This window comes from Hugenholtzia roseola DSM 9546 (genome assembly GCF_000422585.1).
Taxonomy (GTDB): Bacteria; Bacteroidota; Bacteroidia; order Cytophagales; family Bernardetiaceae; genus Hugenholtzia; species Hugenholtzia roseola.
The window spans coordinates 46,105-64,726 of sequence record NZ_KE383888.1 but is presented as its reverse complement, the minus strand read 5'-3'; the positions used below and the strand labels follow the sequence as shown (position 1 = coordinate 64,726).

The 18,622-nt window shown below is 43.8% G+C and carries 12 protein-coding genes and 3 tRNA genes; 3 read left to right on the top strand and 12 right to left on the bottom strand.

Annotated elements, in window-relative coordinates; genetic code table 11:
* Positions 1-37 precede the first annotated feature (37 nt).
* The 9 genes from G500_RS0120560 to G500_RS24455 all read right to left on the bottom strand — a co-directional run bounded on the left by G500_RS0120560 (position 38) and on the right by G500_RS24455 (position 8,846).
* Positions 38-463 carry a PaaI family thioesterase gene (locus G500_RS0120560; protein WP_027003907.1) on the bottom strand — a complete coding sequence of 142 codons (426 nt, stop codon included), beginning with the start codon at positions 461-463 and terminating at the stop codon, positions 38-40.
* Positions 464-552: 89 nt separating this feature from the next.
* On the bottom strand, positions 553-1,851 hold the full coding sequence (locus G500_RS24460) for a homoserine dehydrogenase (protein ID WP_086047992.1): 1,299 nt from the start codon (positions 1,849-1,851) through the stop codon (positions 553-555).
* Between the two features lie 201 nt (positions 1,852-2,052).
* Entirely contained in the window at positions 2,053-3,240 is a 1,188-nt protein-coding gene (gene tuf / locus G500_RS0120550; RefSeq protein WP_027003906.1) for an elongation factor Tu, read from the bottom strand.
* 93 nt (positions 3,241-3,333) lie between these two features.
* Positions 3,334-3,405, bottom strand: a tRNA-Thr gene (locus tag G500_RS0120545).
* Between the two features lie 35 nt (positions 3,406-3,440).
* Positions 3,441-3,516 (bottom strand) — tRNA-Gly (locus G500_RS0120540).
* Positions 3,517-3,534: 18 nt separating this feature from the next.
* A tRNA-Tyr gene (locus G500_RS0120535) sits at positions 3,535-3,617 on the bottom strand.
* A gap of 519 nt (positions 3,618-4,136) precedes the next feature.
* Complete coding sequence (bamA, locus tag G500_RS0120525) at positions 4,137-6,674, bottom strand: outer membrane protein assembly factor BamA (RefSeq protein ID WP_035758332.1); 2,538 nt, start codon at positions 6,672-6,674, stop codon at positions 4,137-4,139.
* 57 nt (positions 6,675-6,731) lie between these two features.
* Positions 6,732-7,496, bottom strand: a complete 765-nt coding sequence (locus tag G500_RS0120520) for an undecaprenyl pyrophosphate synthase (protein WP_051203983.1) — start codon at positions 7,494-7,496, stop codon at positions 6,732-6,734.
* Between the two features lie 144 nt (positions 7,497-7,640).
* Positions 7,641-8,846, bottom strand: coding sequence for an ABC transporter substrate-binding protein (locus G500_RS24455; RefSeq protein WP_051203974.1), 1,206 nt, complete (start codon positions 8,844-8,846; stop codon positions 7,641-7,643).
* Positions 8,847-8,933: 87 nt separating this feature from the next.
* Between G500_RS24455 and G500_RS0120510 the strand changes: the two genes are divergently transcribed.
* From G500_RS0120510 to mutY, 3 genes are all read left to right on the top strand, one after another.
* A complete protein-coding gene (locus G500_RS0120510) occupies positions 8,934-10,229 on the top strand; it encodes a NupC/NupG family nucleoside CNT transporter (RefSeq protein ID WP_027003903.1) in 1,296 nt (431 codons plus the stop codon).
* 141 nt (positions 10,230-10,370) lie between these two features.
* Complete coding sequence (locus tag G500_RS0120505) at positions 10,371-12,278, top strand: tetratricopeptide repeat protein (protein WP_027003902.1); 1,908 nt, start codon at positions 10,371-10,373, stop codon at positions 12,276-12,278.
* Between the two features lie 4 nt (positions 12,279-12,282).
* Complete coding sequence (gene mutY, locus G500_RS0120500; protein ID WP_245574516.1) at positions 12,283-13,446, top strand: A/G-specific adenine glycosylase; 1,164 nt, start codon at positions 12,283-12,285, stop codon at positions 13,444-13,446.
* Positions 13,447-13,559: 113 nt separating this feature from the next.
* Here the strand turns inward: mutY and G500_RS0120490 are convergent, their stop codons facing one another.
* From G500_RS0120490 to G500_RS0120480, 3 genes are all read right to left on the bottom strand, one after another.
* Positions 13,560-13,991, bottom strand: a complete 432-nt coding sequence (locus G500_RS0120490; protein WP_027003900.1) for a hypothetical protein — start codon at positions 13,989-13,991, stop codon at positions 13,560-13,562.
* A 101-nt stretch (positions 13,992-14,092) separates the two neighbouring features.
* Positions 14,093-15,046 carry a hypothetical protein gene (locus G500_RS0120485; RefSeq protein ID WP_154657258.1) on the bottom strand — a complete coding sequence of 318 codons (954 nt, stop codon included), beginning with the start codon at positions 15,044-15,046 and terminating at the stop codon, positions 14,093-14,095.
* Positions 15,047-15,193: 147 nt separating this feature from the next.
* Positions 15,194-18,325 (bottom strand): ATP-binding cassette domain-containing protein, encoded by a 3,132-nt coding sequence (locus G500_RS0120480; RefSeq protein WP_027003898.1) that lies wholly within the window; start codon positions 18,323-18,325, stop codon positions 15,194-15,196.
* Positions 18,326-18,622 lie beyond the last annotated feature (297 nt).

The window sequence follows — 18,622 nt, the reverse complement described above, 5'->3', positions numbered from 1 at the left end:
GGTTTAGAATAGAGCCAAGCCCTTTGTAGAAGAAATATTACTTTTTTCGCTCCACCACTGCCATGGTTAGGCGGCTGATGCAAATTAGATTTTGCTGTTCGTCCGTAATTCTAATTTCCCAGACCTGTGTAGTGCGTCCAACATGAATGGGCGTAGCCTTTCCATAGACCCAATTTCCTTCGCCTACCCCGCGCAAATGGTTTGCATTGATATCCAGACCTACACAGGCGAACCGTTCCAAATCCACTTTGAGCTGTGCGCCCAAACTGCCCAGCGTTTCTGCCAAAACCACTGAAGCCCCTCCATGCAAAATGCGCATGGGCTGCACAGTACGCGCATCTACGGGCATTTTGCCTACGATATAATCCTCCCCCAATTCCACAATTTCGATACCCAGATGCGAAACCATCGTATTTTGCCCTACTTTATTGAGCAGGTCGGGCGTATAAACAATTTCTGACATAGCTTGCTACTTTTTTTGAGTTGAAATCAAAACCCTATCAGTGTTTTTAACGGCTAATAGGGCTTCTTTTGTTTCTTAAAAGGTCATTTTCAGACCATAAAAACCGTCTGTTGTGTCTTTTTGGGAAGTAAAACCGCCTTTTCAGGCTTCTTTCCCAAAGCTGCCAAAAAGATGGGCTTACGCTCGATGCGCTCGCGTTTGGCTATCAAATCTTCTAAACAGACCGTTCCGATAACATATCCATACGAACGCCCTTCGTATCTTTCGCGAATTTCTATAAAATCAAACACTTCTAAGTCTGATTTATGCACATAACGCACATAGACCTCTAAAAAAACCTCCTGCGTAACCTGCAAGGCTTTTTCTCTGCGACTCTTGCGATACTCATAGCGATAATTATAGCGGCAGGCAGAAATGTCGGACAACACTGCCGAACCTGTTGGATGTCCGCCTGCTCCTTTGCCCACAAAAAGTTGCTTGTCGGAAAAGGCAGCCTCTACAATCACACCATTGTACTCGTAATTGACATCATAGAGATAGTGCTTTTCATCTACGAATTGCGGCATTACAAAGATGCAAATTTCATCTTCGCTCACCTTTCCTACATAGTTGATGAGTTTGATTTTTAAGCCTTTTTCTTTTGCAAACTGCATATCTTCCGCTCCCAAAGCCGTAATGCCATATCGAAAAACGCTAGCAGGCTCGATTGCCACGCCATAGGCTTGCATCGCGATAAGACACAACTTGTAAAGGGCATCAAAACCTGCCACATCAAGCGTCGGGTCGGTTTCGGCAAAGCCCAAATCTTGTGCCTCCTTCAAGGCTACTTCATAGCTCAATTTTTCGTCTATGACTTTGGTCAGGATATAATTTGAAGAACCATTAAAGATACCCGATACAGAATAAAGCAATTCATTATCGTAATATTCGGCTAAATTTCTAATGATAGGAATACTACCACAGGCAGCCGCCTCATACAGCAAAGCCGTACCTGTTTGCTCTTGTAAGGCGATAAGTTCGGGTAAGTGCAAAGCCAACATCTTTTTATTTGCCGTAACAACGTCTTTGCCTGCCAACATTGCGCGTTTGACAATCTGATAAGCCGCCTCTGCGTCGTCGATTAGCTCGACAATCAAATTGATGTCTGTATTTTCGAGCAGTTCTTGCCCCTCGAAGGTAAAATAAGAAGCAGGTAGGCTGCGCTTTTTGTCGGGATTCTTGACACAAATCTTGACAATTTCGGCAGAAAGGTCAGTTTTAGTGAAAATATCGTACAAGCCTTGTCCGACACAGCCAAAGCCAAAAAGCCCGATTTTGAGGTGCTTCTGCCACGTAGAGTGGAGTGTCAAAGACTTTTCTTGTGTAGGGGAGGAAGCTGATGGTGTCATCAGAAGAGGGGTTGGGGTGAAAAAAAGAGAATCGCCCTTTAAAAAGTTGCAGCTTTTTAAAAGGCAGGGCAATTTATGAAAAAAAACGCATTTTTAAGCCCTTCTCCGAAAGAAAGCGCATAAAAAAAGGTTTTCAGACTTGCATCTGAAAACCTTTTCTTGTTCAATTTATACCAGCAATAAACTGCTTGGTCTTTCCGATTACGACAATACTTCTGTAACCTGACCTGCACCGATAGTACGACCACCTTCACGGATAGCGAAGCGCAAGCCTTTTTCCATTGCGATAGGCTTCTGTAATTGTACTTCGAAAGTAAGGTTATCACCAGGCATAACCATTTCTACGCCTTCAGGAAGCGAAATAGTACCTGTTACGTCAGTAGTACGGAAGAAGAATTGTGGGTTGTAACCTTTGAAGAATGGCGTGTGACGACCACCTTCTTCTTTCTTCAATACGTAAACTTCGGCTTTGAAGTGTGTGTGCGTTGTAACAGTACCGGGTTTTGCGATAACCATACCACGACGGATGTCTTCTTTGGCAATACCACGCAAAAGGATACCTGCATTGTCACCAGCTTCCGCTTGGTCTAAAAGTTTGCGGAACATTTCTACACCTGTAACGGTAGATTTCAAAGGCTCGTCGCCAAGACCTAAGATTTCAACAGGGTCACCTACTTTAATCATACCACGCTCTACACGACCCGTAGCAACTGTACCACGACCAGTGATAGAGAATACGTCCTCGATAGGCATCAAGAAAGGCTTGTCGGTGATACGAGGAGGAAGTGGAATGTAGCTATCTACTGAAGCCATCAAATCCATAACGGTTTTTACCCAAGTAGGCTCGCCGTTCAAAGCACCAAGAGCAGAACCACGTGTGATTGGAATGTTATCGCCATCAAATTCGTAGAAGCTCAAAAGGTCGCGGATTTCCATTTCAACGAGGTCGAGAAGTTCAGGGTCATCTACCAAGTCTACTTTGTTCATAAATACGACAAGAGCAGGAACACCTACCTGACGTGCTAAAAGGATATGCTCGCGCGTTTGAGGCATAGGACCGTCCGTAGCCGCAACCACTAAGATAGCACCGTCCATTTGCGCTGCACCCGTAACCATGTTCTTTACATAGTCAGCGTGTCCAGGGCAATCCACGTGTGCGTAGTGACGGTTTTGCGTTTCGTATTCTACGTGAGCGGTATTGATGGTGATACCACGCTCTTTTTCTTCAGGCGCGTTATCGATAGAATCAAAGCTTCTCGCTTGTGAAAGACCTGCGTCTGCCAAAACTTTGGTGATAGCAGCCGTCAAGGTAGTTTTACCGTGGTCTACGTGACCGATAGTACCGATATTAACGTGTGGTTTGGAGCGGTTAAAGGTTTCCTTAGCCATCTTTTTGCAGATTATTTAACGAGTGTGAAAATTGAAAGATTGTAAGTTGCGCTATTGATAAAAAAAGATATGATTAACAGCACCTGTCCGTAGAGCCAACGATGGGAATTGAACCCACGACCTCTTCCTTACCAAGGAAACGCTCTACCCCTGAGCTACGTCGGCTTTTTCTCAAATTTAGGTGGTTAATCATACATCATTGGAGCGGAAGACGAGGCTCGAACCCGCGACCTACAGCTTGGAAGGCTGTCGCTCTACCAACTGAGCTACTTCCGCAGTAAAATAATAAGATTGTGGGGAGAGAAGGATTCGAACCTTCGAAGTCGTAAGACAACGGATTTACAGTCCGTCCCATTTGGCCGCTCTGGAATCTCCCCAAATGGTTTGAAATTGGTTGGCAAAGTTCTGTTTATTAAACCGCAAGGATTTAGCAATCGTTCCTTTACTATGTCGTAATTTCGTGCTGTGCTATATTTTCAGACCTTGCAAGCAATTAAAGTATCAGGGCTTTAAGTGTTGCGAAGGGACACGCGCCTGCTTTTAGGTTTGTGTTTGAAAGATGACTTGCATCTTTACTATTTTCTTGCTTTTTCTGTTTCTTATCTTTTGTTTTGAATTGGCGTTTAGTACGTCCTTCAAAGCGAGTGCAAAGTTATAGCATCTTTTTCAAACCTCCAAACTTTTGCCCAACTTTTTTCAAACTTTTTTGCATCTTTTTCGACAAAAGCCTGAAAACAAGCCATTTAACAAAGAAAAAAGATAGACGGGCAGCCGCCCTTTTAGACAAAGGTGCGAAAATATCGCCCTTCTTGTTTAAGTTTGAAAAGCCCTGCGCCCTTAGAAATAAGCGGCAACAAGGCTTTTTGAAGTGTCTATTCCAATAGGTTTGTCAAGGATTAGCGCGGCATTTGTCCGATAGTGAAATGGAATTGGGGTCCTCGCGAAGTGGGGAAGCCGTCAATTCTATCAAAACCATACGCCCAGTCGATGCCCAAAAGTCCGAAGGCAGGCATAAAGATACGCGCCCCTACCCCTGCGGAACGCTTCAAGTCGAAGGGCTGAAAGGTGCGCGGACTGCTCCAATTGTTACCCGCCTCTACAAAAGCCTGCAAGTAAATGGAAGCGGTTTGGTTGAGTGTTACGGGGTGTCGCAATTCTAATACAAACTTTTCATAAATTACGCCGCCTTCGTCGCGCAAATCATACGGCACAACGGTATTATCTTCATATCCGCGCAAAGCGACAATATCAGACCCTAAAAGGAAGTTGCCGAAGGTTAGCCCTGCGCCACCCAAAATAAACCTATCAAAGGGGCTAATAGAGCGATTTTTATTGTATGAGCCAATGTAACCGAAGTGGGTACGCGCACTCAATACAAAATTGCCTGCTAAGGTAAAATACCAACTGTTATCAAACATCCACTTGTGGTATTCTATGAATTTGTACTGCTGCTCTGCCGTTAGCTCGGAGATATTGCGCTTATCGAAGAGCGAATAGGGTGGGGTAAGTCCAATATTGAGCGAAAGCGTAGAGCCAGAGCGCGGATAAATGGGGCTATCTACACTGCTTCGCGAAATGGTGGTGCTAAAAAGGATTTTATTGAAAACGCCATTGCTGATATTGCGAAAACGCGCATTGTAGTCATCTAAAAGGTAGCGCGTGTAGCTAATGGAGTTTAGCATCTGAAAATAGTTGTCGGGAAATTTGAGCCTACGCCCTATACTAAGTGTAACGCCCGAAAGTAGGAGCGTGCCTTGTGTGTCGCGCGTAAGCGGATTCAAGATGCGATTAACCGAGTGTTGGAGGCTAAAACTAAGGGTATTTGGCTTTTTACCCCCAAACCAAGGCTCTGTAAAAGAGAAAGAGTAGGTTTGAAACTGCCTGCCGTTGGCTTGAATCCGAAGAGAAAGTTGCTGTCCGTCGCCTTGTGGCAAGGGTTTCCACGACTTTATATTGGGGACTTTTCGCAAAGAGAAGTTATTAAACTGCAAACCTACCGTTCCGACGAAGCCTAAGAAGCCCCCCCAACCACCAGAAAGCTCGATTTGGTCGCTTGGCTTTTCTGCCACAGAGTAGTGGATATCCACAGTGCCTTCGTTGATGTTGGGATTGTAGTCGATGCCGATTTGTTCGGGGTCAAAATAGCCCATTTGCGCCAACTGCTGTTGGGTACGGATAAGATTTGTACGGCTAAATTTCTGACCCGGAACGGTGTAAAGCTCACGCAAAATTACATGGTCGGAAGTTCGGGTATTTCCCTTGATAGTTACGCGGTTGATAATCGCCTGTTCGCCTTCAAAGACGCGCATTTCTATATCGATGGAGTCGTTTTCAATCTTAACCTCTACGGGTTGTATGTTGAAGAACAAATAGCCGTCGTCCATATAAAGGGCGGTGATGTCCAGCCCTGCGGGGTTGAAGTTGAGGCGTTTTTGTAGGTCTTCGGGGTTGTAAATATCGCCCTTCGAGATGCCCAAAACCGAACTAAGAAGCGTGTCGGAATAAATTGTATTACCAAGCCACTTGATATTGCGATAATAATGCGGCTTGCCTTCGCGTATGGTAAGTTTGATGCCTACATTTTCAGCATCTATGTCATAGAGGCTATCAGAAACGATTTGTGCGTCGCGGTAGCCGTTTTTATTGTAAAAAGCGATAATGTTATCTTTATCGTTTTTGTATTCTTTTGCGATAAATTTAGACGGTGTAAAAATATTAAAGCCGCCTTTTTGTTTGGTCTTTTTCATTTTGCGGCGCAATTTTTTCTCTTCCATTTGAGAAACGCCTTCAAATACAATTTCGCCAATACGCACCTTTTCACCTTTCTCCACCTTAATATTCAACATTACGCTATTGGAAAGCAGGGTGTCTTTTTGTTGTACGATACGCACCTTTACATTTTTGTAGGCTTTTTCTTGATAAAACTGTCGGACGGCATTTTCGGTATTTTTCAGTGTTACGTCTGTTACGATTTTGCCACGTATCAGGCTAATTTTATCGGTAAGGGTCTGTTTATGGCTTTTAGAAATGCCCTCGAAGTCGAAGCGCGAGAGGCGCGGGCGTTCGGTCAGTGCCACGACAAGGGACACATTTTCGCCTTCTATTTTTTCGATACGAATGGCGACATCGCCCATCAGTCCTTGTTTCCAGAGTTTTCTGATGGCAAAGCCTATATCTTCACCGGGTAGTTGGATTTTGTCGCCTACCTTCAAACCGCTCATTGCAATAAGAGCTTGGTGGTCTAAATAATTTGCCCCTTCTACGCGAATGGCGGCAATGACGTAATCTCGCGGACTTGCATAATCTAAGGTAGGGGCGGCAGAGGTACTACTTTTTCCGCCCTGATAGCCAATCTTTATCTGTGCGTGAGCGGGCAGGTATAAAAGGCAGCCTAAAATCATTTGCAGGCACAATAGCACTATTTTTTTTTGCATCTCTTTGTTCATCTTTCTAATAAAAAAACGTCTGGAAGACTTTTAGGAGGGTTTCTGCTAAGAGGAAATCTGTTCGCTTGTCTTTCCGAATCGTCGCTCTCTGTCTTGAAAAGAGCGAATGGCATCAAAAAGATGCGCCTTTCGGAAATCAGGCCAAAGGACAGGGGTGAAATAAAATTCGGCATACGCCATTTGCCAAAGCAAGAAGTTGCTCAATCGCATCTCACCGCTGGTACGGATAAGCAATTCAGGGTCGGGCAGTTGTGAGGTGAAAAGGTGGCGTTCTATCATGTCGGCATGAATATCGGTAGGCTCTAATTTGCCTTCTTTCACCTGCTGCGCCAAATTTTGTACGGCATTGACAATTTCGGCACGTCCGCTATAACTAAGTGCTAAGGTTACGGTCAGGCGTGTATTGCCTTGCGTCTTTTCTATCGACTCCTTTAATTGGGCTTGGCACTTCGAAGGCAGGGCAGCCAAATCTCCAATAGCACGCAAACGCACGCCTTTCTGCTGCAAATCCTGCAATTCATCGCGCAAAGTTTTGACTAAAAGCTCCATCAGCGCATTGATTTCATATTGAGGACGACTCCAATTTTCGGTAGAAAAGGCGTATAAAGTCAGATAAGGAACTCCTGCTTCGGCGCAACCTTCGAGCGTATCGCGCACAGCTTGTATAGCATTTCGATGCCCCCAGATGCGCTCCAGCCCCTTTCCTTTCGCCCACCTACCATTTCCGTCCATGATGACAGCAATATGACGCGGCAGACGTGTAGGGTCGAGAGGGGGTATGATAGCACTTGAGGCTTGTTCTTCTTTCATGCGAAGTAGGCAAATAAAGACCGATAAACTTAAAAATAGAAGTGTAAATATCTTGCCCTTAGCACAAGGGAAGGACTGAAGGGCAAAATTACACTTTTTTAGCACCAAACTGAAATTTTGGCTTTTTTGTAGTAAAATTAAACCCTACTCCAACGCCTCATAAAAATAAAGGCTATCCTTTTGGGGCAAAAGTTGAGGCTGCAAAATATGGATTAGGTCTTCTAAAATAAGGTCGGGACGCAAAACGCCTTGCTCAAATATGTCATTGCCACTATTGGCGTGCTGACGGCGTGTGGCATTGAAAACGCGCCCTTTTGCAAAGGCAGGAAGCTGCGTAAAACGCTTATCCGCTTGCGCCAAAGCCACCAAACTGCGTAAATTAGACGGATTAAGCCACAAATCGGCTTGTAAGCCCCTTGCATAGACTTTTTCTATCGAAAGCGGTATGCTGCCACTACCTTCTAAATCGGAAAAAAGATAATCGCCTCCAGCGTCGGCAATAAATTGCGCCGAAAAATGCGCCCCAGCAGGCATATACCAAACCTCCTGATATGGCACATTAAGCAACACTTTTGGGCGATACTGTACTGTTTTTACTTTCTCTTTCAAAGCACTATATTTTTTTTCAATTTGTTGGAAAATGCTATCCGCTTGTTTTTCTTTTCCCAGAAAATAGGCAAAAAATTTGAGCCATTCTGCCTGCCCCAAAGGGTGTGCCTCTGTGGTTTCTTGTGCCAAGATGACCCTCTGCCCAAGTTGTACCAATTTTTGATGGGTATCGTTGGCTTGTCCTTCGAGTGTGGCGTATGAAAAAATGACTTCACTTTGTAGGGCTACTACCTTTTCAAGGTCGAGCATCAAGCCGTCGGGCGAACCAATTTCGCTTATTTTTTGGTTCTGAATCGCATTTTGGGCATTTTGGCTATGCACAAACTGCGTTCCTGCCAAACCTACCACATTTTCTAACGCGCCTAAGGCTTCGAAGAACGCCAAATATTTGGTAGTGCGCAAAATGGCGCGTTCTATCGGAATAGCCACACAAATTGCTTGGGGTTGTAATTTTTGTAGGCTATCCAAAAGGGCAGGTTTTCTTTTATCATACAAAAGATAAGTAGTCGTTTCTCTTTCAGAAACAAGTCTAATTTGTGTGTGAGTGGCAAAACGGCTCACCTCAAAGCCCCTTGCCCAGTAGAGCGGTATAGAATCGCCTAAGGGAAGGGCGGCAATTTGTGCAGCCTCCACACGATTGGCTGCCTCATTTTCTTTTTTTTGGCAGCAAAAAAATACGGCGCAGCAAGAAAGAAATAAAAGAAAGATGCTACCTTTGCAAATTGACTTGTAATCAAACATACGGAATGGGAAAAGAATCGTGAATATGTCGCGAATATCGTACAATCTCAACCGTTTGCCAAAAAAATCACTACTCAAAACCGTATTATGGACTTATTGCGCGGACTCGTCGGCATCGCACTCCTAATAGGCGTGGCATTTCTTTTCTCACGCGATAGAAGCAAAATCGATTGGCAATTAGTAGGCATCGGGATTGTTCTACAAATCATCTTTGGCATTTTAGTAACCCAAGTAGAAGCGGTCAAGATGGGCTTCCAAGCCGTTAGCGAAGGTTTTGTACGCTTCCTTAGCTTTGCAGACAAGGGCGCGGAGTTTGTCTTTGGCGGACTGATAGATAATAGCAAGTTTGGCTTTATCTTCGCCTTCAAAGTATTGCCTACGGTGGTGTTCTTTTCTACTGTTTCCGCAGGACTCTACTATTTGGGCATCTTACAAAAAATCGTCTATGGCATTGCTTGGGTCATGGCAAAAACAATGCGCCTTTCGGGAGCAGAAAGCCTTTCAGCAGCAGGCAACATTTTTTTAGGGCAGACCGAAGCCCCCCTTTTAGTGCGCCCTTTCATACCCAAGATGACCGAATCGGAACTTATGTGCCTGATGACGGGCGGCATGGCGACGATTGCAGGGGGCGTGATGGCGGCGTATGTCGCTTTTTTGGGAGGTGATAGTGATGCCGAGCGTGCGCGTTTTGCGGCGCATTTGCTTAGTGCCTCTATTATGAACGCGCCTGCGGGTATTGTGATGGCGAAAATATTGCTGCCCGAAGCGAACAAGGAACTAACTGATAGCGAATTGAAAGTAAATAAAGAAAGTTTGGGCGCAAACTTGATAGATGCGATGTCGAATGGAGCGGCAGATGGGCTAAAATTAGCCCTCAATATAGGGGGCATGTTGTTGGCTTTTATCGGGGTGATTGCCCTTCTAAACTATCTTTTTCAGATGATAGGCGATTGGTTTAGCCTCAACGCGCTTATCGCCGAAAGCACCAACGGCATTTTTCAAAATCTTTCGTTTGAGTACATTTTAGGACAACTTTTCCGCCCTGCCGCCTTTGCCATGGGCGTAGAGTGGCAAGATACCCTGCAAGTAGGCAGCCTTTTGGGGCAAAAAACTGCCATCAACGAATTTATCGCCTATAATAGCTTAGGTGAAATGAAAACCGCCAGCACCATCTCACCCAAATCGATTATCATTGCCACATACGCCCTTTGTGGTTTTTCTAATTTTAGCTCGATTGCTATTCAAATTGGGGGCATTGGCGGCATGGCACCCAACCAGCAAGCAACTCTCTCGCGTTTGGGATTCAAAGCCCTTTTAGCCGCTACCTTAGCCTGTATGATGACAGCCACGATTGCAGGCGCAATTTTGTCTTTCAGTTTGTAGAAAAAGGCATTTTTGTTTGTGTCTTGTAAGCATTTTTTCATAAAAACAGCCTTGTCTGTGTATTTTTCGGATTCTCTTTCTTATCTTTGCCTTGACCCTTTTTGTGGCAGGCTGCATTTCTGATAAGAAAACCTTTTTACTATGATTTTTTCTACCCCTTTCTTTTGGCGCGTTTTCTATGTTTCGATTTTTTTTCTCTGTCTGAAAGGCAGTGTTTCTCTTTTTGCCCAGCCGCAGTTTTTTACCGCTGACGGGCAAAAACTAACCGTAGAGATGTGTTTGGAAGCTGCCGCCAAAAGACAACAAGAAGGCGATTTTAGAGGAGCAAGCGATTTTCTCAATAAAGCCGCCCTGATTCATTGGGAAAAAAAGGAATATGCCCCTGCCATTCAGCACTTCAAAAAATCGCTCGATTTAAACCAAAAAGTAGATAACCAAACAGGCATTGCAGGCATTTATAGCAACATGGGAACTATCTACGCCGATTTGGAAAAATACGACTCTGCCCATTTTTATTTCGATAAAAGCCTCAAAATCAGACGAAAAGGAGCTGCCAAGCAAACCCTTATTTCCTCGCTTATCAATTCTTCGGTCGTTTTGAACAACCTCAAACGCCACAATGAAGCTGCCGCCCTTCTAACCGAAGCCTTAGATTTGGCAAAGGAAACCAATGATGTAGAGCAAATGAAAAGCTGTTATGGCATGCTTGCCGAAACCTACGAAAAGGCGGGCGATTCGGAAAAAACACGCTACTACTTCGATATGTATCGCGGTTTTCACGAACTTTCACAGCGCAAAAAAATAGAAAGCGTAAAAGAACAAGCCGAACAAGAACGCCTACGAGCCGCCCTTTTAGAAGCCGAAAAAGAGAAAGCCGATTTGATGGTAATTTTAAAAGAAGCCGAAATCAAGAAGGAAAAACAAAAAGTAGCCGCCAAAGATGATGCCCTTTCGCGTTTAGAGGCAAATTATTCGAAACAAGAGCTTGCCATGCGCGTTTTAGAACAAGAAACCGAACTCAAAGATGCCAAATTTGCAAAACAGCAGGCTGAAAATGAGCAACAAATTGCCCGACAAAGGCTATGGATTTTGGGAACAAGTGCCGTTTTGATTTTGGTAGTGATAGCCTCCTTTTTTGTCTATCGCAGCAAACAGCAAAAGAAAGCCGCCAACTTCGTTTTGAAACAAAAGAATCAAGAAATTAGCCTTCAACAGCGTGAAATTCTCTCCCAAAATCGCAAATTGGCGATAGCCTTAGATGAAATTGAGCATAAAAATCGCGACATTACCGCCAGCATCACCTATGCCAAGCGCATACAAGAAGCCATGCTACCGACGGTAGCCGACATTCGCGCCGTTCTGCCCGAAAGTTTTGTGTTTTTCCGCCCACGCGACCTTGTTTCGGGCGATTTCTATTTTTTCCACCATTTACAGGACAAGGAAGGAAACGAAAAGACCATCTTAGCCGCCGTCGACTGCACAGGGCATGGCGTGCCGGGGGCGTTTATGTCTATGATAGGAAATGAAATTTTGAGTAGGGTTGTAAAGGAGCGCAAGATTGTAGAGCCTGCCAAAATCCTGACTCAACTCAATAAGGGGATTCAAAATGCTTTGCACCAGAATCAGACCCAAAATAGAGATGGCATGGACTTGGCGTTGGTCGTCCTCGACAAAAAAGCCCAAACCCTAACCTTTGCAGGTGCGAAAAATCCGCTCTACTACTTTCAAAACGGCAACTTAGAAGTCTTGAAGGGCGATAAAATGCCTATCGGGGGCGACGCACGTGAGCATCAAAGCGAATTTAGCCAGACCCAAATTTCTATCGCAAGCCCCACTACTTTTTACCTCTTTTCAGATGGTTTTCAAGACCAATTTGGTGGCGAATTGGGCAAAAAATATATGACAGGCAATTTTAAAAAGCTCCTCACCAAAATTCACACCGAAGATTTTGACACCCAAGCCCGTATTTTAGAAACCGAACTCCAAAATTGGCGCGGTCTGAAACACAACCAAGTTGATGATATTTTAGTTATGGGAGTAAAAGTTTAGCTCTGTGAAAAAGGAAGATTTGGACACTACTACCGAAAAAAAAGCGCGATGGACTGCGCTCGCCCCCCTTTTTAGTGCGTATTTGCAAAGTTGGTTTGCAAAAAATAAGCGCGATTTGCCTTGGCGCAAGACGCAAGACCCCTATAAAATTTGGCTTTCCGAAATCATTTTACAGCAGACGCGCGTAGTGCAGGGGCTGCCTTATTATGAAAAATTTGTCGCCGCCTTTCCCACTGTTTCCGATTTAGCCGCCGCCGAAGAGCAGCAAGTTTTGCGCCTTTGGCAGGGTTTGGGCTATTACTCGCGTGCGCGAAATTTACACCAAACGGCAAAGTTTATCGCCCAAGAACTTGGTGGCATTTTCCCCCAAAACTACGAATCGCTTTTGGCACTCAAAGGTGTGGGTACTTATACGGCGGCTGCCATTGCTTCCTTTGCCTTCGATGAAAAAGTAGCCGTCTTAGATGGGAATGTTTTTCGTGTGGTGTCGCGTTTTTTGGGAATTGAGGAGGATATTGCCAGCCCCAAAGCGAAAAAAATCTTTACCCTTGCCGCCCAAACGCTACTCGAAGGAGCGGTTTTTGAAAAAAAAGGGAGCTATTCGGTTCATAATCAGGCGATTATGGAGTTTGGCGCACTGCACTGCACGCCGCTTTCGCCCGCTTGTCAAAATTGCGGCTTGCAGACAAATTGTTATGCCTTTCAAGAAAAAAAACAGCACTTGCTACCCCTAAAAATCAAGAAAACAAAAATCAAGACACAGTATTTCCACTATTTGGTGTTTAAATGTCAGAGCCAAATGCTTTGCAAATTGCGCCAAGAAAACGACATTTGGCAGGGCTTACACGATTTTGTGCTAATTGAAAGCCAAGACGATTTCATCAATTCGGATAATTTTACCGCGCAAATCGTACAAAGACTACCCGAATCTCTACAAACTGCCTGCTCTGCCCTTTTGAATACGGCGCAAATACGCTATCCTACCCAAACTTACAAGCATCAACTTACACATCGTACCCTTTGGGTTCGCTTTTACGAAATAGAAATTGAGGCAGAAATAAATACAGAAGCTCCTTATTTTTGGGCTTCGCTCGAAGTGTTGGAAAGATTGCCCAAACCAATTTTGATAGAAAACTATTTAAAAACGCGAAGTCATAAACTTTTCTAATCCGTTCTCACACAAAAAGCTGCCCTTTGGGGGCAGCCTTTCCTTTATATCGTGAAAAAGAGGTAAAGGACAAACTTTTCTTTCTACCTACTTTTAGGATACTTTTTTCGCGCTTATCTGCGGAAGCCTAAGACGGCTGCTCCACAGTAGCTCTGCGAATCTTGGAAAGTGAAGCTAAGGTAGTAGATACCTGTTGCGTTGCACTTGTAAGTCCAGCCATCATAAAATTTGTTGTTGTAATAGCTTGACGTAAGTTGAGCGCGTTTCGCATCATAAAGGGTTGCGACTAAGCCACGTGCGCCGCCATCTTTGCCCGCCATGCGGAGCATATAGTTGGTATCCTTGCTAAACACGCAAGTATATTCAATTTTCTTGCGCTGCCCATCTTTTCCGTCTATGCGGTAGCTTTTGACGAAAGTATAGCCGGGCGCGAGCTGGCGGAGGGCTAAGTTGGTATACAACTCGGCATTACATTGGGCTTGCGCATTTTGCGAAGCAAAAGCTACCAAAAAGAGGGCGCAGAATAAGACAAACAAATGTTTCATATAACGAATATTTTTCTGACGATTAGAAAAGAAATAGGAATTAGGATTTTATAGAAAAGTCTGTTGAAATCAACAAAAGAAAAGCTCTATTCAACCGTTCGTTACTTAATGAGCTTATCGCGGATAGATTGTACCAAGCTGGCAATTTTATCTACATCTTGGTCTGTAATCGTAACCACCGTTTCATTCGTATCAGTCATTACAATTTCATTGCCAATTAGTTCCATTTTGGGCTGTCCCACCTTAATATTGATGGTAACATTATCGTAGGCACGTTTCAATTCTTCCATATCGGCGATAAAACCGCTGAAATTTTGTTTGCTACGATACACTTTCAATACCTGCAAAATCTTGTCCAAAACGATTTTTTGCTCTCCAATTTTTTCTTTGAGCTTCTCATTTTTGCTTTCCTTATAGACCAAAGTGGTGAGGTAGTTAGCTTCCAACCAGCCACCTGTCAGGATAAGAATACTCAAATACTCGCGTTTCTGACGGTTTAGTTCGTTGTTAATTTTCTCGAAATTGCTTGTAGTTTGTTGTAGGAGCGAATCTAAGTTGCCGTTGTTTTGCATCAATTTTCTGATGGTGCTATAATCAAAAAATTCACCGATACGCAAGCCATCTGCCAATTTTTTAACAGCATTGAGGTAGTTGAGTGCATCTTGGTTTTTGTCGTAGATGTTGGCATAGCCCAAATCTGTACTATAAATGCCCAAGTTCAACGCCATTTTATAGTTGTTGGTGTATTGGTCTACCGATTCGGAATTGTTCAAAGCGTCGCGGTGGTAGCTGGTGCCAATTTCTTTGATAAGATAAGAAACCTCCAAAGGCGAAGGAATAGACTGAATGATGTCGGTGATAACTTCGGGACGCATCTCTGCACCTGCCATATCGGTAGAATCACCTGTTTGCGTTTCGGCATTGGCATCAGGATTTGTATTTTCGCTGCCCTGATTGTTGTTGGGGCTTGAGCCGTCGCACGCCCATAAACCCAAAGCGAGTAACAATACAAGCCCGTGCTTGTATAACTTTGCACTTAGTTGGTAAAATTTCATACAATTCATAGTATAGTTAGGATATAAAATTAGGAAGCGGTTGAGGAAAAGCCCCGTAAAGGCAAAAAGAAAGAAGCACAAACTTACACTTTTTTTATGAGGTTTGAAAAAAGTTTTGCCCCCCTTAGCATATCGAGAGGCAGGGCATTACTTCTTTTTCTTTTTGAAAAAGGAAGGCAGCGCACCTAATAGGGAAAAAGCTTTCTTCAAGACTTCAAAATAGAGCGTAAGATACAACAAAAACGACATAAGCCAAATCACCGAAAGATTGAACGCTAAGGTATTGTATAAGTTGCCTGCAAAATGCTTTCTGGGTGCAAAGAAATGGGTACGGTAGTCCCACCAACCGCGCACGTGAGCGGGCAGGTAGAAAATAGGGTCTGTTTGTTGTACTAAGGCATCTACCCCTTCAACATAACGGTCTTTAATCATCTCATTTTTCACCTGTGAAGCCAATGCGTCGTTGTGGAAACTATTTTGCATGGCATTGACATCGAGCTTATTATCGGGATTTTGCTCCAAAACATTGACGATACTATCCTTCGTTTCGGTAGCACGCACAAAAGCCGAATTGTAGTCTTGTTTTCGGATTTGCTCCAAAACGGCTTTGAAAAGTTCGCCTGTTTTTTCATCAATATCCACTTCCGACAAGGCTTTTTCGAGGTCTAATTTGCCTTCGGAATATTCTTTAATCAGGTTAGAAACGCCCTCACTCTTGACTTCATACGCAATCAGAGCTAAATCCTTTTGGATAAGTGCCGTAATAGAGTCGTTCTGCGGATTTTTCTTGTGCGTAATCACGCGGTCGATGATTTCTTGTAACTTGGGTATCCAAAAATTCATACGGTGGCTATTCCTACTAATTTCCATCTCTACTTCAAAGAAATGTTTTTCGTAAGGATTGCTCTTAAATTGTTCTACCGCAATGGCTTCATACGCCCAGCGCGAAGCCATGATATCAGCAATAACGGGGACGCGCCCTTTTTCTACGATAGAATTATTGAGCTGGTCGAAACGGAAAATTGCACCGCTTAAAATCATCTGTGGAATAAGCAAGAGCGGAATGATGATATAAACCGTAACGGCAGAATTGAAGGAAGCCGAAATATTAAGCCCCAACATATTGGCAAAGCAAGAAACCGTAAATAAGACGACCCAATAGACAAAATACATACCCTGCACTTCCAAGATAAAATTGCCGATAAGGGCAAAAGAAAGCGTTTGGATAGCAGAAAGCGAAAAAAGTATCGTGATTTTAGAAAAAAGATAACTGCCCCTACTCAAATTGAGGAAAGACTCTCTTTTCTGAATCTTTCTATCGCGTATAATTTCTTCGGCACTGACGGTAAGCCCCATAAAGAGCGCGACAATGATAGCGATAAGAATGTAGGCAGGCACGTTGTCATTGTAGCGGAAAATGTATTCGTCTATGCCTTTTGCATTTTTGAAGCGCACCACTAAGGCAAGCAAAAGTGCCAAAAGCGGAGCTTCCAATAAGTTGATTGCCAAATATTGCCTATTGCTGATTTTAGACAAGAAATCGCGAATCGTAAAAATAACCGTCTGCTGTAGCTTTGAAGGAATATTCAAGCTATTAGGTGGCGTTTCTTTTACCGTTTCTATGGGTTCGATTTTATGCGTTTGCTTGTATAAATCGTTCCATTCGGGCGGCGTAATTTTGCGTTTGTTGGTGTATTCGCCATATTCATTCACTACTCGCGCCTCTATGATATTGAAAAGCAGTTCTGGCTGCACCGTACCACAGGTAGGACACTGCCCCTCGTCGCTTCCCACTTGGTTGGTGGCGCGTTTGAAATAAGTGATTGCATCTACAGGGTTGCCGTAAAAAATGGGGTAGCCTCCCGTATCGAGCAAAATCATTTTGTCAAACATCTTATAGATGTCGGAAGAAGGCTGATGTATGACAACAAAGATGAGTTTGCCTTTCAAAGACAATTCTTTTAGCAAGTCGATGACATTTTCCGAGTCGCGCGAAGAAAGCCCCGAAGTAGGCTCATCTACAAACATAATCGCAGGCTCACGAATTAGTTCGAGGGCAATATTGAGGCGTTTGCGCTGCCCCCCACTAATCATCTTATTGAGAACGTTGCCTACCTGAATGTGTGAAATTCTATCCAGACCCAAACTCGCTAATACGTCCATGACGCGCTCATGCAGTTCCTTTTCGGGCATGTCTTTGAAGCAGAGTTTGGCATTGTAATAGAGGTTTTGATAAACTGTTAGTTCTTCTATAAGTAAGTCGTCTTGGGCAATATAGCCGATAACGCCTTCTATTTTATCTTTTTCTTTGTGAATATTGAAGCCATTGATAAGCACTTCGCCCTTGTAGGGTTCTTCCAAACCCGCCAAGACGTTGAGCAGGGTAGTCTTTCCTGCCCCACTTGCCCCCATGATGCTGATGAGCTTGCCCGGTCCTTCGGCAAAGTTGATATCGCGCAGACCGATTGTGCCGTCTGGAAAGCGAAATTCTAAGTGATTGACCGCAAAAGAGATGCGATTTTTAATTTCGGTATCATTGAAGCGCGTAACCAAATCGCTGTAATAAAGGGGCGCACCCTTTGGCGTTTTGATGACACTGCCATGCGAAAAAAGTAAGATGCCGTTGCGCTTAACAAGCTGCCCATTGAGATAAATATCATCATTGCCCAAGTAGCGCATGAAATAAAGTTCCACACTCTTGACGCGAATAAAGATAATCTCTCCATCTAAATACCCTGAATCGAGGTAGCGTTTTTTGCTCCCTTCGGGCGGACGCTCTTCGTCAAAGACGAGGTAGAGTTCGGAATCCTCCATTTCTGCCGAAGTCTTGCTCTTGACAAAACTCTCTATCAGGGGATACTCTTCTTTGGGAATGTTGAAGACTTTGGAAACAGTATCGATTATCTCCATGCGCTGCTTGCTGAAATTGCCGTCAGTAACAAGCATTTCAAGCAACTTGAAAAGGATAATGACCTTTTGTTTCTGGTCTAAAGTCTTATTGATTTCTTTACAAATCTTGAGCGTCTTGACCGACTCTAAGACATTGACATTCCGACTCTTTTTCTCTTTTTCGCCCTCCTTATCTTTTTTAGAAGCGACCTCGACCCCATACTTAGCATAATGGTCATAGAGTTGCACGTATTCGGAAACGGTCTGCTTATCGAGTTCTTTTTCAAAAAAACCGATTACAAATTCACGTTCTGCTTCCGATACGCCCACATCTTGTTTCGAAATAATGGCAAATAGCTGGGTAAGGGCTTTGAGTATGTCTTCACTCATAGTTTAGGGCAGCTTAAAAAGATGTTGATTGAGCAAACAAAAGAAAAAGAATAGGCGGGGCTTAGGCAAGCCCACACCCCATTGCTGGTACAAATGATTTGATAGACCGTTTTCTATAAAAACTATCACAGAAAGCCGTACAAGGTTTGGAAAGCGAAAAGCCAAAAAAAGCAATCTTTCTTTGTGCCTACGACTTTCATATCCAAAACAAGCAAGGGTAAAGATAAGAGTTGAGGCTTTACTTTTCGGATTTTTTCGATAAAAAACCGCTATTGGCGCATCAAACCCTTTCTATGT